This is a genomic window from Thioalkalivibrio sp. ALMg3, from assembly GCF_000381225.1.
Classification (GTDB): Bacteria; Pseudomonadota; Gammaproteobacteria; order Ectothiorhodospirales; family Ectothiorhodospiraceae; genus Thioalkalivibrio; species Thioalkalivibrio versutus.
Genome location: NZ_KB906222.1, coordinates 49,198 through 64,598 on the forward strand (window position 1 = coordinate 49,198; position 15,401 = coordinate 64,598).

The 15,401-nt window shown below is 66.4% G+C and carries 11 protein-coding genes, 1 tRNA gene and 1 pseudogene; 1 reads left to right on the forward strand and 12 read right to left on the reverse strand.

The window, feature by feature from the left end:
• Window positions 1-28: 28 nt before the first annotated feature.
• From F622_RS0105760 to aceE, 6 genes and pseudogenes are all read right to left on the reverse strand, one after another.
• Window positions 29-1,984 carry a diguanylate cyclase gene (locus F622_RS0105760; protein ID WP_019571489.1) on the reverse strand — a complete coding sequence of 652 codons (1,956 nt, stop codon included), beginning with the start codon at window positions 1,982-1,984 and terminating at the stop codon, window positions 29-31.
• 70 nt (window positions 1,985-2,054) lie between these two features.
• The gene (locus F622_RS0105765; RefSeq protein WP_018169045.1) at window positions 2,055-3,278 is read right to left on the reverse strand and encodes an argininosuccinate synthase; all 1,224 of its coding nucleotides are present in this window, start codon (window positions 3,276-3,278) and stop codon (window positions 2,055-2,057) included.
• Window positions 3,279-3,335: 57 nt separating this feature from the next.
• Window positions 3,336-4,259: an OmpA family protein gene (locus F622_RS0105770; RefSeq protein WP_019571490.1), complete on the reverse strand. Its 924-nt coding sequence runs from the start codon at window positions 4,257-4,259 to the stop codon at window positions 3,336-3,338.
• 48 nt (window positions 4,260-4,307) lie between these two features.
• On the reverse strand, window positions 4,308-6,095 hold the full coding sequence (gene lpdA, locus F622_RS0105775; RefSeq protein ID WP_019571491.1) for a dihydrolipoyl dehydrogenase: 1,788 nt from the start codon (window positions 6,093-6,095) through the stop codon (window positions 4,308-4,310).
• 24 nt (window positions 6,096-6,119) lie between these two features.
• Window positions 6,120-7,490, reverse strand: a pseudogene (gene aceF / locus F622_RS0105780) (dihydrolipoyllysine-residue acetyltransferase); the annotation flags it as partial.
• Entirely contained in the window at window positions 7,486-10,149 is a 2,664-nt protein-coding gene (gene aceE, locus F622_RS0105785) for a pyruvate dehydrogenase (acetyl-transferring), homodimeric type (RefSeq protein ID WP_019571493.1), read from the reverse strand. The pseudogene aceF and the gene aceE, both read right to left, overlap by 5 nt.
• A 297-nt stretch (window positions 10,150-10,446) precedes the next feature.
• Between aceE and rnt the strand changes: the two genes are divergently transcribed.
• Window positions 10,447-11,133, forward strand: coding sequence for a ribonuclease T (gene rnt, locus F622_RS0105790; protein ID WP_018145268.1), 687 nt, complete (start codon window positions 10,447-10,449; stop codon window positions 11,131-11,133).
• Window positions 11,134-11,225: 92 nt separating this feature from the next.
• Here the strand turns inward: rnt and grxD are convergent, their stop codons facing one another.
• From grxD to F622_RS0105820, 6 genes are all read right to left on the reverse strand, one after another.
• Window positions 11,226-11,555 carry a Grx4 family monothiol glutaredoxin gene (gene grxD, locus F622_RS0105795; RefSeq protein ID WP_018145267.1) on the reverse strand — a complete coding sequence of 110 codons (330 nt, stop codon included), beginning with the start codon at window positions 11,553-11,555 and terminating at the stop codon, window positions 11,226-11,228.
• Window positions 11,556-11,638: 83 nt separating this feature from the next.
• On the reverse strand, window positions 11,639-12,733 hold the full coding sequence (gene ychF / locus F622_RS0105800; RefSeq protein WP_019571494.1) for a redox-regulated ATPase YchF: 1,095 nt from the start codon (window positions 12,731-12,733) through the stop codon (window positions 11,639-11,641).
• On the reverse strand, window positions 12,730-13,359 hold the full coding sequence (gene pth, locus F622_RS0105805; RefSeq protein ID WP_019571495.1) for an aminoacyl-tRNA hydrolase: 630 nt from the start codon (window positions 13,357-13,359) through the stop codon (window positions 12,730-12,732). Before pth ends, ychF begins: the two co-directional genes overlap by 4 nt.
• A 24-nt stretch (window positions 13,360-13,383) precedes the next feature.
• A complete protein-coding gene (locus F622_RS0105810; protein ID WP_018169038.1) occupies window positions 13,384-14,085 on the reverse strand; it encodes a 50S ribosomal protein L25/general stress protein Ctc in 702 nt (233 codons plus the stop codon).
• 139 nt (window positions 14,086-14,224) lie between these two features.
• The gene (locus tag F622_RS0105815; protein ID WP_196799408.1) at window positions 14,225-15,163 is read right to left on the reverse strand and encodes a ribose-phosphate diphosphokinase; all 939 of its coding nucleotides are present in this window, start codon (window positions 15,161-15,163) and stop codon (window positions 14,225-14,227) included.
• Window positions 15,164-15,308: 145 nt separating this feature from the next.
• Window positions 15,309-15,383: transfer RNA gene (locus F622_RS0105820), tRNA-Gln, on the reverse strand.
• Window positions 15,384-15,401: the final 18 nt, after the last annotated feature.

The following is a 15,401-nucleotide window of genomic DNA, read 5'->3' on the forward strand; positions in this document are numbered from 1 at the left end:
TTTCGATCCGGCGCCGAGCCGGTTACGCTCAGGCCCCCGTGATCGGGTAGATGTCCGCCTTGCGGGCAACCCCGACCTGACCGCGGCCCTGATCCTTGGCTTGATAACAGGCGCGATCCGCTGCGACAAAGGCCTCGTCCACCCCCGGCACGTCCGGTCCCAGCTCGACCACGCCCACCGAGGCGCCAATGGTGACGTCCCGGGCCTCCACCTGCAACGGCCGGTCGGCAAGGGCCGAGCAGATCCGCTGACCAAGGATACGCCCATACTCCGCGTTCGTATCGCGCGCGATCACGGCGAACTCGTCACCCCCAATCCGGGCCACGGCATCGTGACCCCGGGTCAGCTGGCGCAGCACATGAGCAACCTGGCGCAGCAGTTCGTCGCCGACCCGATGGCCATGGCGGTCGTTCACGTCCTTGAAGTAGTCGAGGTCCACCAGCAGCAGGCTGGCCACCGCACGGTTGTCGCGGGCGGCATGCATGGCAATCTCCAGCTCGCGCTCGAAGGCGCGCCGGTTCAACAAGCCGGTGAGGCCATCGTGGCTCGCCTCGTGCACCAGCCGATCCACCAGCCTGCGTTCCTCGGAGACATCCGTCAGCACCAGCAGGGTCCGCACGGAACTACCGGCTACCGGGTCAAGCGCGGTACGGGCGATACGCACGATCAATTCGTGACCGTCACGCCGGACCAGGCGGGCATCCGAACGCTCGCCGAGGGCCTGGTTCAGCGCTTCGCCCCGGGCATCCGCCGGCAGCAGGGGGCGGCCGGTACCCAGTTCGCGCAAGTCGAGCAGTTGATCCAGGGAACAACCCAGAACCTGATCCCGGGTCAGCCCCGCCAGCTCGCGGGCCGCAGGGTTCACGTAGGAGATCCCGCCACGTGCATCCAGGGTGATCACCGCATCCGGGATCGCGTCCATGCTGCGCTCGAGGTTGCGCCCGGAGCGGCGCACCCGGGTGTGGACCCGCGAGACATACAGCAGCGCCAGGAGCGCGACCACTGCCAGCGCCGAGACCAGCCACAGGATGTTGTCACGCAGCCAGACCAGGATATCGAAGGGCTGCGGCGCATACAGGCCAACTCCCAGTTCGTACATCAGCCCGTGCACGTCCTCGTAGGACCGGGGTGCTGCCCAGCCGCCGATGCCGGCCGCCTGACTTGCCGGATGTTCCGCATCCAGCGACAGGGTCGCCAGCAGGATGGTATGCGCCAGCCCGGTATCCAGGTCACCACGCATCGCCAGCGGCCACTCGGGGTACAAACGGGTACTGGCGCGGTAAGTGAACGATGGGAAGGCGCGCTCGCCGACCACCCGAACCTGCTCCACCCGTGGATCGCCACGTGCCTCCAGGTCCTCCAGGATGCCGGTCCGGAAGGTCGCGGCATCGACCTCCCCCTGCAGCACCCAGTCGAGGCCGCGGCCGACCGGAAAGCCGGTAAATACCACCGACGCCAGATCACTCTCGACGTCCAGCCCGGCCGCCTGCAATTCGCGCCAGGTCATCCACCAGCCCCCAAAGGCATCAGGATGCACCGCGGACAAGCGCTGCCCCCGCAGATCGTCCAGCTCCACCAGGTCATCCCGATCGGCGCGGGCGATCACGACGGCCCCGAACCGGTCCTCGTCACGGCCCACCTGACGCGGCTGCATGGTCGCGATGCGCGATATCCCGTGCTGCTGCTCCAACATCACGTAGGAACCGCTGTTGGTCAGGATCAGATCGAAGCGCTTGTCTGCTACCGCCGCCTGCAACCCGTCGTTGTCCACCGGCTCCAGCACGAAACGGGCCCCGTCGATCTGCTCTGACAGGTACTCGACGAATGGCGTCCAGCGTTGGCGTGCCACATCGTCGCCGCGGTGGGCGAGCACCCCGAAGACCAGGCGCTGCTCGTCCACCGCCGCCGTTTCCTCCGCGAACAAGGGCGCCGAGGGATACAGCAACAGAAAACCCACCAGGAACACCGCCAGGCCACCAGACATCCACGCGTTTCCCGGGCGCCGGAGCGGGGCAACCCTCAATGAGGAGCGCTGGCGGCCCGCCCCGCTCATGTCATGTCGGCTTGCGGTTGCGGCTGGCGGCGATACGCAGGCGCAGCGCGTTCAGGCGGATGAAGCCCTCGGCGTCCTTCTGGTCGTAGGCGCCGGCGTCATCCTCGAAAGTGGCGATGGCATCGTCAAACAGGGTGTCCTCGGAGCGACGCCCCGCGACGATCACGTTGCCCTTGTACAGGCGCAGGCGCACCTCGCCGTTGACCACGCCCTGGGTGTCGTCGATCGCGGCCTGCAGCATGCGCCGCTCCGGGCTCCACCAGTAGCCGTTGTAGATGATGCTGGCGTAGCGCGGCATCAGCTCGTCCTTCAGGTGCGCGGCCTCGCGGTCCAGGGTGATGGATTCCAGCGCCCGGCGGGCACGCAAGAGGATCGTGCCACCCGGGGTCTCGTAGCAGCCGCGCGACTTCATGCCGACATAGCGGTTTTCGACGATATCCAGGCGGCCGACACCGTGGGCCCCGCCGCGCTCGTTGAGCTTCGCGAGCAACTCCGCCGCGCTCAGGCGCTCGCCGTTGATCGAGACCGGATCGCCCTTCTCGAAGCCGATGGTCAGGGTCTCGGATTCGTCCGGCGCGGCCTCCGGGGAGACCGACCAGCGCCACATGTCTTCCTCGGCCTCGGTCCACGGGTCCTCCAGCGGGCCACCTTCGTAGGAGATGTGCAGCAGGTTGGCATCCATGGAATACGGCGACTTGGTGCCCTGCTTCTTGTAGTCCACCGGGATGTTGTGCTGCTCGGCGTAGGCCATCAGGCGCTCGCGCGAGTTCAGGTCCCACTCGCGCCAGGGGGCGATCACCTTGATGCCCGGCTTCAGCGCATAGGCGCCCAGCTCGAAACGCACCTGGTCGTTGCCCTTGCCGGTGGCGCCGTGGGCGATGGCATCGGCCCCGGTTTCCTCGGCGATCTCGACCAGGCGGCGTGCGATCAGCGGGCGCGCGATGGAGGTACCCAGCAGGTACTCGCCCTCGTAGATCGTGTTGGCGCGAAACATCGGGAACACGTAATCGCGCACGAAGGTTTCACGCAGATCTTCGATGTAGATCTGCTTCACCCCCAGGGCCTCGGCCTTGGCGCGGGCCGGCTCGACCTCCTCGCCCTGGCCCAGATCGGCGGTGAAGGTGATGACCTCGCAGCCGTACTGATCCTCCAGCCATTTGAGGATGACCGAGGTATCCAGACCGCCGGAGTATGCAAGGACGACGCGCTTGATCGAGGAGCTCATAAGAATTTCTATCCTTTTCCTAAGGTAAAGATATAGTCGTTTTCGCGACCGGCGTCACTACCACGCCGGGGTCGCGGAGGGTGCGGCCGGATCCGGAACGGGGCCGGGGACGCGGCCCTCGGACCCTTCCGTGTCGGCGACGGGGGCGTCACCCGCGTCCGCATCGCCGCTGTCCAGCCACCAGATATCACTGCGCCGCGAGGCCTGGCGCGCGCCATCGGCGGCCGGGTCGACACCCGGGGCCTCGATCTCGACACCCGCAGCCGGGAGACCCGCCTCCACCAGTGCCTGACGTACCACCTCCGCACGATTGCGGCTGAGGGGACGGTTGATCTCCAACGGCCCGGCGGCATCCGTCCAGCCAACGACCCGAACGCGCGGGGTCTCCGTAGCCGTCAGGATGCGGGCCGCGCGCTCCAGAACCTCGCGTGCCTCGGGATCCAGACGATGGCTACCGGTTTCGAAGTAAACGCTCCAGCGATCCAGCGCGCCCCCGTCCGGGCTCGCGGCAGGCGCGTCCTGCCCGCCATAACAAGCGCGGAAATCGCGCGCACGGAGGGCAAAACGAATGCCGCGAAAGTGCACCGAGTCGTCACCATCGGGAAAATCGATGCGCACGTCATGGCCGGCCAGCAGGCGGGCCTTCAGGAGTTGGGCCGATCCCTGAGGCACCCGGAACAAGCGATCGTCACGGGCCTGCAGCCGCAGATCCAGGGGCGACTGGGTCGCCGGACGCAGCCATTCCGGCGCGCCGGTGCGCAGCCGCGGCGCGACGCCCGCCGGCATCGCGTAGGGGGACTGCCAGAAGACTGCGGTCAACAGGCCCGGCCGGGCCTCGAAACGCAGCGTACCGCCGTGACGCACCGTCTGCTGGATGCGACAGGTGGCTTCTTCCTCGGTCAGCTGCCAGTCACTACGCTCCAGCGGTTCGCTGTAGGGCGCAGCACCCGCCGTGGCCATACCCACCCCCAGCAGCACCATCCCCGGGAGTGCGCAACGCAGCCGCTGGCGCAAGCGGGCCACGACCCGCTAGCGCTTTTTCGGCGGCAGGATGTCGGTGATCGAGCCGTGCGCGACCTCGGCGGCGAAGGCCACCGTCTCGCTGAGCGTCGGGTGCGGGTGCACCGTCAGACCGATGTCTTCCATCTCGGCGCCCATCTCCAGCGCCAGCATCGCCTCGCCGATCAGGTCGCCCGCGGACGGGCCGACGATACCGGCTCCGATCACGCGGCCATCCGCATCGAACAGCAGTTTGGTCAGGCCGTCCTCGGCACCCAGCGCGATCGCCCGGCCGGAGGCAGCCCAGGGGAACACGCCCTTGGTGTATTCGATGCCGTCGGCCTTGGCCTGCTCCTCGGTCACGCCCATCCAGGCGACCTCGGGGTGGGTATAGGCCACCGACGGGATCGCGCGGGCGTCGAAGTGGACCTTGTGCCCGGCGATCACCTCGGCGGCAACCTTGCCCTCGTGAGTGGCCTTGTGCGCCAGCATCGGCTGGCCGACCACGTCGCCGATGGCGAAGATGTGCTCGACGTTGGTGCGCTGCTGGCTGTCGACCTCGATGAAGCCGCGCTCGCTCACCTGCACGCCGGCCGCCTCGGCCTTGATCTTCGCCCCGTTCGGGCTGCGGCCCACGGCGACCAGCACACGATCGAAGGTGTCTTCTTCCGGCAGGCCCTTGGCCTCGCCCTCGAACTGGCAGACGATCCCGGCCTTGGTGGCCTTGGCCTCGGACACCTTGCTCTTCAGGAAGATATTCTCGAAGCGCTTCTTCGCGCGCTTCTCGAACGGGCGCACGATGTCGCGATCCGCGCCCGGCATCAGGGTGTCCGAAAGCTCCACCACCGTGACCTTGGAGCCCAGAGACTCGTACACGCAGGCCATCTCCAGGCCGATGATGCCACCACCGACCACCAGCATGCGCTCGGGGATCTCGGCCAGGTCCAGCGCGTCGGTGGAATCCATCACCCGCTCGTCGTCCCAGGGGAAGCCGGGCAGCTTGATCGCCTGCGAACCGACCGCGATGATCGCGTGCTCGAAGCCGATCACCTCGCGGCCGTCATCGCCCTCCACTGCGATGCTGTTGGCGCCGGTGAATTCGCCGACGCCCTGGACCACGCGCACCTTGCGCTGTTTGCACAGCTGCTTGAGCCCGCCGGTCAGCTTCTTGACCGTGCCGCCCTTGTAGCCGCGCAGGCCCTCCAGATCGATCTCCGGTTCGCCGAACTTGATACCCAACGCGGCGAAACGCTCGGCCTCGTGCAGCACCTCGCCGGCATGCAGGAGCGCCTTGGACGGGATGCAGCCGACGTTCAGGCACACGCCGCCGATCTCCGGGTAGCGCTCGACCATCACCACGTCCAGGCCCAGATCCGCGGCGCGGAAGGCGGCGGTATAACCGCCGGGGCCGGAACCTAGAACCAGCACCTGGCACTGGCTGTCGGTGTTCGGGTCGGCGGCCGCCTTGGGGGCCGCCGCCTTTTTCGGCTCACTCGCGGCGCCGGACTCCGCCTTCGCGGATTCGGCTTTGGCATCACCGCCGGAGGCGCCCTGCTCCTCGGTGTCCGCAGCGTCGCTGCTGGCCTCGAGATCCAGGAGCTTGCTGCCCTTGGACACCTTGTCCCCGACCTTCACGTGCAGCTTCTTCACCGTGCCGGCCTCGGGGGCGGGCACGTCGATGGTCGCCTTGTCGGACTCCAGGGTGATCAACGGATCTTCCGGGGCGATCTCGCTGCCCGGCTGCACCAGGACCTCGATAATCTCGACGTCCTTGAAATCCCCGATGTCCGGGACCTCGATGGTCTTGGTCTGGCTCATCCAATCGCTCCGGTTCGAATTCGGTTACAGCAGCATGCGGCGCATGTCGGACAACAGCCCACTCAGCGTGGTAGCGAAGCGCGCGCCCAGGGCGCCGTCGATCACCCGGTGATCGTACGACAGCGCCAGCGGCAGGATCAGGCGCGGCTCGAACTCCTTGCCGTTCCAGACCGGCTTCATGCTGGAGCGCGACACGCCCAGGATCGCGACTTCGGGGGCATTCACGATCGGCGTGAACTGGGTGCCGCCGATCCCGCCGAGGCTGGAGATGGTCAGGCAGCCGCCCTGCATGTCCGCCGGTTTCAGCTTCTTGTCGCGGGCACGCTGGGACAGGTCCATCAGCTCGGAGGCGATATCGACCAGGCTCTTGCGGTCCACGTCGCGCACCACCGGGACGACCAGGCCGTCCGGGGTGTCCACCGCGATGCCGAGGTTGTAGTACTGCTTGATGATCAGGTTCTCGCCGGTCGCGTCCAGCGAGGCGTTGAAACGCGGGTACTGCTTGAGCGCGGAGACCACCGCCTTCATCAGGAACGGCAGGAAGGTGACCTTCACGCCCTTCTTTTCGTACTCGGCCTTCAGCGACTTGCGGAAGTCCTCGAGCTCGGTGATGTCGGCCTCGTCGAACTGGGTCACGTGCGGGACGGTGACCCAGTTGCGATGCAGGTTCTTGCCGGTGAGCTTGTTGATCTTCGACAGCGGCTGGGTCTCGGTCGGCCCAAACTCGGAGAAGTCGATCTCCGGCATCGGCTCGACCCCCAGCCCGCCACCAGCGCCCTGGCTCAAGGCGCGCTTGACGAAGCCCTGCACGTCCTCGCGCAGGATGCGCCCCTTGCGCCCGGATCCGTCGACCTTGCTCAGGTCGACGCCCAGCTCGCGCGCGAACTTGCGCACCACCGGCGAGGCATGCGCCTTGCGGAAGGCCGACTCGTCACGGATGTGCTCGGTGGGCGACGGGCGCGGGTCGGCCCGGTCGGCGGGCTTTGATGCCTCGGGCTGCTTCGGCTTCTCGGTGGCGGGGGCCGATTCACCCCCGGCATCCGAAGACGACGCCTCCTGCTTCGACGGCTCGTCTTGCCCGGCGTCGTCCTTCGCAGGGGCTGCTTCGGCCTCGCCCTCGTCGGAGGGTTCCAGCTCCAGGATCGGATCGCCCTCGTTGACACGGTCGCCGGCCTTTACCTTGACTGCTTTCACGGTCCCGCCCTGCGGGGCCGGGATCTCGATGGAGGCCTTGTCCGATTCCAGCGTGATCAGCGGATCCTCCGGGGCGATGGTGTCCCCCGGGCTCACGATCACCTCGATGATCTCGACGTCCTTAAAGTCACCGATGTCCGGTACGTGCACGGTAGTCGTGTTGCTCATGTCTGCTCCTGCCTCGGTACCGGCGGCCTCAGGCCTGCAAGGGGTTGGGCCGTTCGACGTCGATCTTGTACTTCTTGATCGCGTCGGTGACGGTCTTGGCCTCGACGGTCCCGGCGTCGGCCAGGGCCTTCAGGGCCGTGACCGCGATGTGGTAACGATCGACCTCGAAGTGCCGGCGCAGCGCCGCGCGGGTGTCCGAGCGGCCGAAGCCGTCGGTGCCCAGCACGCGATAGTCGGCCGGCACGAAGGCGCGGATCTGGTCGGCGTAGGCCTGGACGTAGTCGGTCGCGGCGATGACCGGGTCGTCCGAACCACCCAGGCACTCCTCCACCCAGGACTTGCGCGGCTTGGCCTCCGGATTCAGGCGCGCATGGCGGTCGGCATCGCGGCCGTCGCGGGCCAGTTCGTTGAAGCTGGTCGCGCTCCACACCTCGGCGGCCACGCCGAAGTCCTTGTCCAGCAGTTCGGCGGCGGCGATGGCCTCGCGCAGGATGGTGCCGGAGCCCAGCAGACGCACCTTCTTTTTCTTGCGCCCGCCCGCCTGGAAGCGATACAGCCCGCGGCGGATGCCTTCCTCGGCACCCTTCGGCATGGCCGGCTGCGGGTAGTTCTCGTTCATCACGGTGATGTAGTAGAAGACGCTTTGCTGCTCCGCGTACATGCGGCGCATGCCGTCCTGCACGATCACCGCCAGCTCGTAGGCGAAGGTCGGGTCGTAGGCGATGCAGTTGGGGACGTTGGCCGCCATCATCTGGCTGTGGCCGTCATCATGCTGCAGGCCTTCGCCGGCCAGCGTGGTGCGCCCGGCGGTCGCGCCCATCAGGAAGCCCCGGGCGCGCATGTCGCCGGCGGCCCAGATCAGGTCGCCGATACGCTGGAAGCCGAACATCGAGTAGAAGATGTAGAACGGCACCATCGCCACGCCGTGCGTGGAGTAGGAGGTCGCGGCCGCGATCCAGGAGGACATGGAACCGGCCTCGTTGATCCCTTCTTCCAGGATCTGGCCCTTCTTGTCCTCCTTGTAATACATCACCTGGTCCTTGTCCTGCGGCTCGTAGAGCTGACCGACCGAGGAGTAGATCCCCAGCTGACGGAACAACCCTTCCATGCCGAAGGTGCGGGCCTCGTCGGGCACGATCGGAACCACGTTCTTGCCGATCTTCTTGTCGCGGGCAAGCAGGGTCAGCAGGCGCACGAAGGCCATGGTGGTCGACATCTCGCGCTCGCCGGAGGCCTCCAGCAGGCCGTTAAACGCATCCAGCCCGGGCACTTCGAGCGGCGTGGCCAGCGGCCGGCGCACGGGCAGATGCCCGCCGAGGTCGTTGCGCCGCGCGTTCATGTACTTCATCTCTTCGGAGTCGGGGTCCGGCTTGATGTACTCGGCCTTCTCCACCTGCTCGTCGGACAGCGGGATATTGAAGCGGTCGCGGAACTGCTTCATGTCGTCCGAATCCATCTTCTTCTGGCTGTGGGTGCGGTTCTGGGCCTCGCCCGCCGCGCCCATGCCATAGCCCTTCACGGTGTGCGCGAGGATCACCGTCGGCTGCCCCGTGTGCTCGGCGGCCGCCTTGTAAGCCGCATAGACCTTGACCGGGTCGTGCCCGCCGCGATTCAGACGCCAGATGTCCTCGTCGGACATGTTGGCCACCATGCGCTGGAGTTCGGGATACTTGCCAAAGAAGTGTTCGCGCACGTAGGCGCCGTCGCGCGACTTGTAATTCTGATAGTCGCCATCGACCGCCTCCATCATGCGTTTTTGCAGCAGGCCGTCGGTGTCCTTGGCCAGCAGCGGATCCCAATAGCGGCCCCACAGGACCTTGACCACGTTCCAGCCGGCGCCGCGGAAGATGGCCTCCAGCTCCTGCACGATCTTGCCGTTGCCACGCACCGGGCCGTCCAGGCGCTGCAGGTTGCAGTTCACCACCCAGGTCAGGTTGTCCAGCTTCTCGCGCGAGGCGAGGGTGATCGCCCCCAGGGTCTCCGGCTCGTCCACCTCGCCGTCGCCGACAAAGCTCCACACGCGGCGGTTCTTGGTCTCCGCCAGGCCGCGATCCTGCAGGTAGCGCATGAAGCGCGCCTGGTAGATGCTCATGATCGGACCCAGGCCCATGGACACGGTCGGGAACTGCCAGAAGTCCGGCATCAGCCACGGGTGCGGATACGACGACAAGCCCTTGCCATCCACCTCGCGGCGGAAGTGGTCCAGCTGCTCCTCGCTCAGGCGTCCTTCCATGAACGCGCGGGCGTAGATGCCCGGCGAGGAATGCCCCTGGGCAAACAGCAAGTCACCGCCGTGGTCGTGCGCAGGGGCGTGCCAGAAGTGGTTGAAGCCGACGTCGTACAGCGTCGCGGCGGAGGCAAAGGTGGCGATATGCCCGCCCAGCTCGGCAGAGACCCGGTTGGCCTTCACCACCATCGCCATTGCGTTCCAGCGGATATAGGAACGAATGCGATGCTCCACCGCGCCATCGCCCGGATATTCCGGTTCGAGGTGGGTGGGGATCGTGTTCACATAGGCAGTGTTGGCGGAGTACGGGAGGTAGGCCCCGCTGCGGCGCGCCTTGTCGACCAGTCGCTCGAGGAGGGCATGGGCCCGCTCCGGGCCATCCGTCTCCAGCACGGAGGCCAGGGCGTCGATCCACTCCTGGGTCTCCTGCGGGTCGATATCGTGTTCGGTCGCGTTCGGGTCCATGCGCTCTACCCCTGAAAACGGGTTGGGAATCGGGTTGCCACTACGGGGCCGGGCCACCGGGCAGGCGGGCATTTGCTACCATGCGCCGGTGTTGGGCGGGCATAAAAGGCGCAAGTATCCCGACTGTCCCGCCAACAGGTCAAGCGAAAGCCCGCTATGGCGCCGATCGTCGGGGAAATCTGCGGGAACGTGCGCAAAGTGCGCGCAACCCGCCTAAACAGCCGGAACGCGGGACAATGCCCCGCCCGGCGCCGCCGACATCCCGAACCACCGCCGCACCCGAAACCGAGTACCTCAATGCCCGAAACTCTGCAGCTGGACCCCAATCACCGCCCGATGGCGAACCGCTTCCGCGGCTTCCTGCCGGTGGTCGTCGACGTGGAGACCGGCGGCTTCGACTGCCACCGACATGCCTTGCTGCAGATCGCTGCGGTGTTTCTGCGCCGCGACGCGAACGACCACCTGGTGCGCGACCGCACGGTCAGCGTGCATGTGCGGCCGTTCGAGGGTTCGGAAATGGACCCGAAGTCGCTGGAGGTCAACGGCATCGACCCCTACCACCCGCTGCGCGCGGCCTACCCCGAGGATCAGGCGATGGGCAAGGTGTTCAGCGAGGTGCGCCGGGAGGTGAAGGTCAACCACTGCAAGCGCGCGGTGCTGGTGGGGCATAACGCCCACTTCGACCTGGGCTTCGTGCACGCGACGGCCGAGCGCTGCGGCATCAAGCGCAACCCGTTCCACCCGTTCAGCAGCCTGGACACGGTATCCCTGGCGGCACTGGCCTTCGGCCAGACCGTGCTGGCGCGCGCGGCGGACGCCGCAGGACTGGGCTGGGACACCGAGTCGGCGCACAGCGCGGCCTTCGATGCGGAAAAGACGGCGGACATCTTCTGCCAGATCACCAACCGCTGGCAGGACGGGATCGGAGTGCCGCAAAACGCCCTGCGCCTGCCCGACCCGGAGGAGCTCCCGCCCGGGAGTTGAACGCAAAAAAACCCGCCGCCCGAGCCGCCATAAGGGCGCCCGGGTGACGGGTTATATGCCGGACGACCGTATGGCCGCCGGACCAGTTCAGCCTAGCTGGCCGCGCGCTTGGCGTGGGCCTCGTCGACCATCTTCTTCAGCTCGCCGCTCTCGAACATCTCGAGGGTGATGTCGCAGCCCCCGACCAGTTCGCCGTCGATATAGACCTGCGGAAAAGTTGGCCAGTCGGCGAAGCGCGGCAGATTCTGCATGACTTCCTGATCCGCGATCACGTTCACGTAGCCAAATTCCTGGTCGCAGCGCTTGAGCGCCTCCACCGCACGGCTGGAGAACCCACACATGGGGAACTGCGGGGTGCCCTTCATGAAGATCACCACCGGATTGTCTTCCACCTGCTGGCGGATGCGATCCATTACGTCCATTACTGTACTCCCGAAATTTGGTGCCAAAACAGGGCGCAGCCGCGCATCGCGGCACGCCCCAAACTTATTTCCTAGTATAACGCTCAGACATTGAAGCGGAAATGTACCACGTCGCCTTCTCTCAGCACGTATTCCTTGCCTTCGAGGCGCCATTTCCCCGCGTCCTTCGCGCCCTGCTCGCCGTTGTATCCGACGAAGTCGTCGTACCCCACCACCTCGGCACGGATGAAACCGCGCTCGAAATCCGTGTGGATCGCCCCCGCCCCCTGCGGCGCAGTGGAGCCCTGGCGAACGGTCCAGGCACGCACCTCCTTCTCGCCCGCGGTGAAGAAGGTCTGCAGGCTCAACAGGCGGTAGGCCGTCCGGATCACCCGGTCCAGCCCCGGCTCCTCGAGACCCAGGTCGGCCAGGAACTCGGTACGCTCCTCGGGATCCAGCACCGCGATCTCGGCCTCGATGGCGGCGCAGACACTGACCACCTCGGCGCCCTCCTCGGCCGCCTTCGCCTGCACGGCCTCGACCATGGCATTGCCAGCGGACAGCGAGGCCTCGTCCACATTGGCAATGTACATCGCCGGCTTGAGGGTCAGAAGGTGCAGGTCGTACAGGGCCCGCCGCTCGTCCTCGTCCAGACCCTGCGCCCGTGCCGGAATGCCCTGATCAAGGCCCGCCGATACCTTCTCGGCCGCCTGCAATTGGGCGATGGCGGTCTTGTCCTGCGACTTGGCCGCACGCGCCAGACGGGAAAGCGCCTTGTTCACCGTCTCGAGGTCCGCCAGCATCAGCTCAGTGCTGATGGTCTCGATATCCGCCAGCGGATCCACCTTGCCGGCGACATGCACGATGTCGTCATCCTCGAAACAACGCACCACCTGGGCGATCGCATCCGTCTCGCGGATATGCGCCAGGAACTGGTTGCCCAGCCCCTCGCCCTGGGCGGCGCCCGCGACCAGGCCGGCGATATCCACGAATTCGACCGTGGTCGGCAGCGTACGCTGGGGCTTCACGATCTCGGCGAGCCGCGTCAGCCGCGGATCCGGGACCTCCACCACGCCCACGTTCGGATCGATGGTGCAGAAGGGGTAGTTCTCCGCCGCGATGTCCGCGCGCGTGAGGGCATTGAACAGGGTGGACTTGCCGACATTCGGCAGGCCCACGATCCCGCATTTCAGACTCATCGGGCTTCCTCGGAGTTCTTGGGGCCGGCCGGCTTCGACCCACCCCCATGCAGATTGCGCACGGCCTCGTCCCAGCGCCCGGCCACCAGGGCCGGGATCTGGTCCAGGGCCGTATCGATGGCCTCCTCGATGGCCCGGGCATCATCCCGCCCAGGGCGATCGAGCACGAACGGCACCACGTCGTCGCGATGCCCCGGGTGGCCGATCCCGACCCGCAGCCGGGCGTAGTCCGGCCCGCCCATGTGGCGGTGCAGATCGCGCAGCCCGTTGTGTCCACCATGGCCGCCGCCCAGCTTCAGTCGCACTACGCCAGGATCGAGATCCAGCTCGTCATGCACGACCAGGATGGCCGAGGGCGGGATGCGGTAGAAATCCGCGCACTTGCGTACCGGCAGGCCACTCTTGTTCATGAAGCTCATGGGCTTGAGCAGCCAGCAGTCGCCGTCCGGCAGGGCCAGACGTGCCGCTTCACCATCGAAGCGACTCTCGGGGCGGAACTCCGTGCCATGGCGGCGGGCCAGGGTGTCCACAAACCAGAAACCCGCGTTATGCCGGGTTTCGGCATAACGCGGGCCCGGATTCCCCAGCCCGACCACGAGACGGATCGGTTCGGGTTGGATCGCCATCAGTCAGGCGGCAAGCCGCAAGGCTTACTCCTTGTCCCCGGACTCCGACTCGTCGCCGGAAGCGGCCTCGTCGCCACCCTCGGCTTCTGCGCCACCTTCGGCTTCCGCGGCTTCGCCTTCGAGCTCTTCCTCTTCCGCCTTCGCGGAACGCGGCAGCAGCACGCTGACCACGGCGTAGTCGTATTCCTCGCCGTGCATCAGGGCCACGCTCTGCACGCCCTCCGGCAGCTTCAGCTCGGAGATGTGCACGGTGTCACCGACATCCAGCTCGATCACGTCGAGATCGATAGACTCGGGCAGGTCGCCCGGCAGACACTCGACCTCGAGCTCGTTGATCATGCGGCTGACCATGCCACCGCCCAGCTTCACGCCCTTGCACTCTTCCTCGTTGTGGAAGTGCAGCGGCACGCTGACGCGGATCGGCTGATTGGCGCTCACGCGCATCAGGTCGACGTGGTAGATGGTCGGCTTGAACGGATGGCGCTGCACATCTCGCAGGATCGCCTTCTCGGTCTTGCCGCCCAGCTTCACGCTCAGGATATGCGAATAGAACGCATCTTCCTTGAGGTTGTGGACCATCGCATTGTGATCCAGCGTGATGGCCACGGCGTCCTTGTCCGCTCCGTACAGGATGGCGGGCAGCTTGCCAGCGCGACGCAGGCGGCGGCTCGCACTCGAACCCTGTTCGTCACGCTTTTCGGCTTCAATGGTAAAGCTCATGCTCATTGCTACGGTCTCCAAAATGAAAGGCGCTTCACCCGAAGCGCCTTGAACACACCCCGCCCGCGACCAGGCGGGGCGCTGAATGGGAGGCAAGCCTCCCGAAATCGGTTATCGCCGGTCCACAGCTCCAGCCCACACGGGCCTAGTCCATGAACAACGAGCTGACGGACTCCTCGAGGTTGATGCGGCGGATGGTCTCCGCAAGCATCTCCGCGACCGACAACTGACGAATCTTTTCGCAGGCCTGCGCATTGGGCTGCAGGGCCAGGGTGTCGGTCACCACCAGCTCGTCAAGCGCCGAACCGTTTATATTATCAATTGCCGCGCCGGAAAGCACGGGGTGCGTGGCATAGGCCATCACCGAGTGCGCCCCGTGTGCCTTCAGGGCCTTCGCGGCCTGGCACAGCGTACCGGCGGTATCCACCAGGTCGTCAATGATGATGCAGGACTTGCCGCGCACATCCCCGATGATATGCATTACCTCGGACTCGTTGGCACGCGGGCGGCGCTTGTCGATGATCGCCAGATCGGCGTCATCCAGCCGCTTCGCGATGGCGCGGGCACGCACCACCCCGCCGACATCCGGCGACACCACGGTCAGATCGCCCGAGACATGCCGCCAGACGTCGCCCAGCAGCACCGGCGAGGCATAGATGTTGTCCACCGGGACATTGAAGAAACCCTGAACCTGGTCGGCGTGCACGTCGATGGTCAGCACGCGATCCGCGCCCACCGCCTCGATCATGTTGGCGACCACCTTGGCCGAGATCGGCACCCGCGCCGAGCGCACACGACGGTCCTGGCGCGCATAACCGAAATACGGGATCACCGTGGTGATGCGTCCGGCCGAGGCGCGGCGCAGCGCATCCACCATGATCACCAGCTCCATGATGTTTTCGTTGGTCGGCTGCCCTGTCGGCTGGATCAGGAAGACGTCGCGGCCGCGCACGTTCTCCAGCAACTCGACCTGCACCTCGCCATCGCTGAAACGCCCCACGATGGCCTTGCCCATCGGCAGCCCCAGGTGTTCCGCAACGGCCTGGGCGAGACGCGGGTTGGCATTGCCCGCGAAGATCATCATGCGATTCTTGTCGACCACGGTTCGTCCCGGTCTGGATGGAGTGGAGCGAGCGCGCTAGAACGCCCGAGCTCCAAATTATAGACCCCGGATCGGGACCGGGGTCTTGATGGTTTTGCTTCGCGCCCTTCTGGCGCGAAGCGGTTGTTGGCTGGGCCGGCAGGATTCGAACCTGCGCATGGCGGGATCAAAACCCGCTGCCTTACCGCTTGGCTACGGCCCAATATCTCGCTGGACTCTA

Excerpts from the sequence above, each read along its gene's own strand:
- F622_RS0105760 (WP_019571489.1), bottom strand. The coding sequence starts at position 1,984 with ATGTCTGGTGGCCTGGCGGTGTTCCTGGTGGGTTTTCTGTTGCTGTAT.
- F622_RS0105765 (WP_018169045.1), bottom strand. The coding sequence starts at position 3,278 with ATGAGCTCCTCGATCAAGCGCGTCGTCCTTGCATACTCCGGCGGTCTG.
- F622_RS0105770 (WP_019571490.1), bottom strand. The coding sequence starts at position 4,259 with ATGGTGCTGCTGGGGGTGGGTATGGCCACGGCGGGTGCTGCGCCCTAC.
- lpdA (WP_019571491.1), bottom strand. The coding sequence starts at position 6,095 with ATGAGCCAGACCAAGACCATCGAGGTCCCGGACATCGGGGATTTCAAG.
- aceE (WP_019571493.1), bottom strand. The coding sequence starts at position 10,149 with ATGGACCCGAACGCGACCGAACACGATATCGACCCGCAGGAGACCCAG.
- rnt (WP_018145268.1), top strand. The coding sequence starts at position 10,447 with ATGCCCGAAACTCTGCAGCTGGACCCCAATCACCGCCCGATGGCGAAC.
- grxD (WP_018145267.1), bottom strand. The coding sequence starts at position 11,555 with ATGGACGTAATGGATCGCATCCGCCAGCAGGTGGAAGACAATCCGGTG.
- ychF (WP_019571494.1), bottom strand. The coding sequence starts at position 12,733 with ATGAGTCTGAAATGCGGGATCGTGGGCCTGCCGAATGTCGGCAAGTCC.
- pth (WP_019571495.1), bottom strand. The coding sequence starts at position 13,359 with ATGGCGATCCAACCCGAACCGATCCGTCTCGTGGTCGGGCTGGGGAAT.
- F622_RS0105810 (WP_018169038.1), bottom strand. The coding sequence starts at position 14,085 with ATGAGCATGAGCTTTACCATTGAAGCCGAAAAGCGTGACGAACAGGGT.
- F622_RS0105815 (WP_196799408.1), bottom strand. The coding sequence starts at position 15,163 with ATGATGATCTTCGCGGGCAATGCCAACCCGCGTCTCGCCCAGGCCGTT.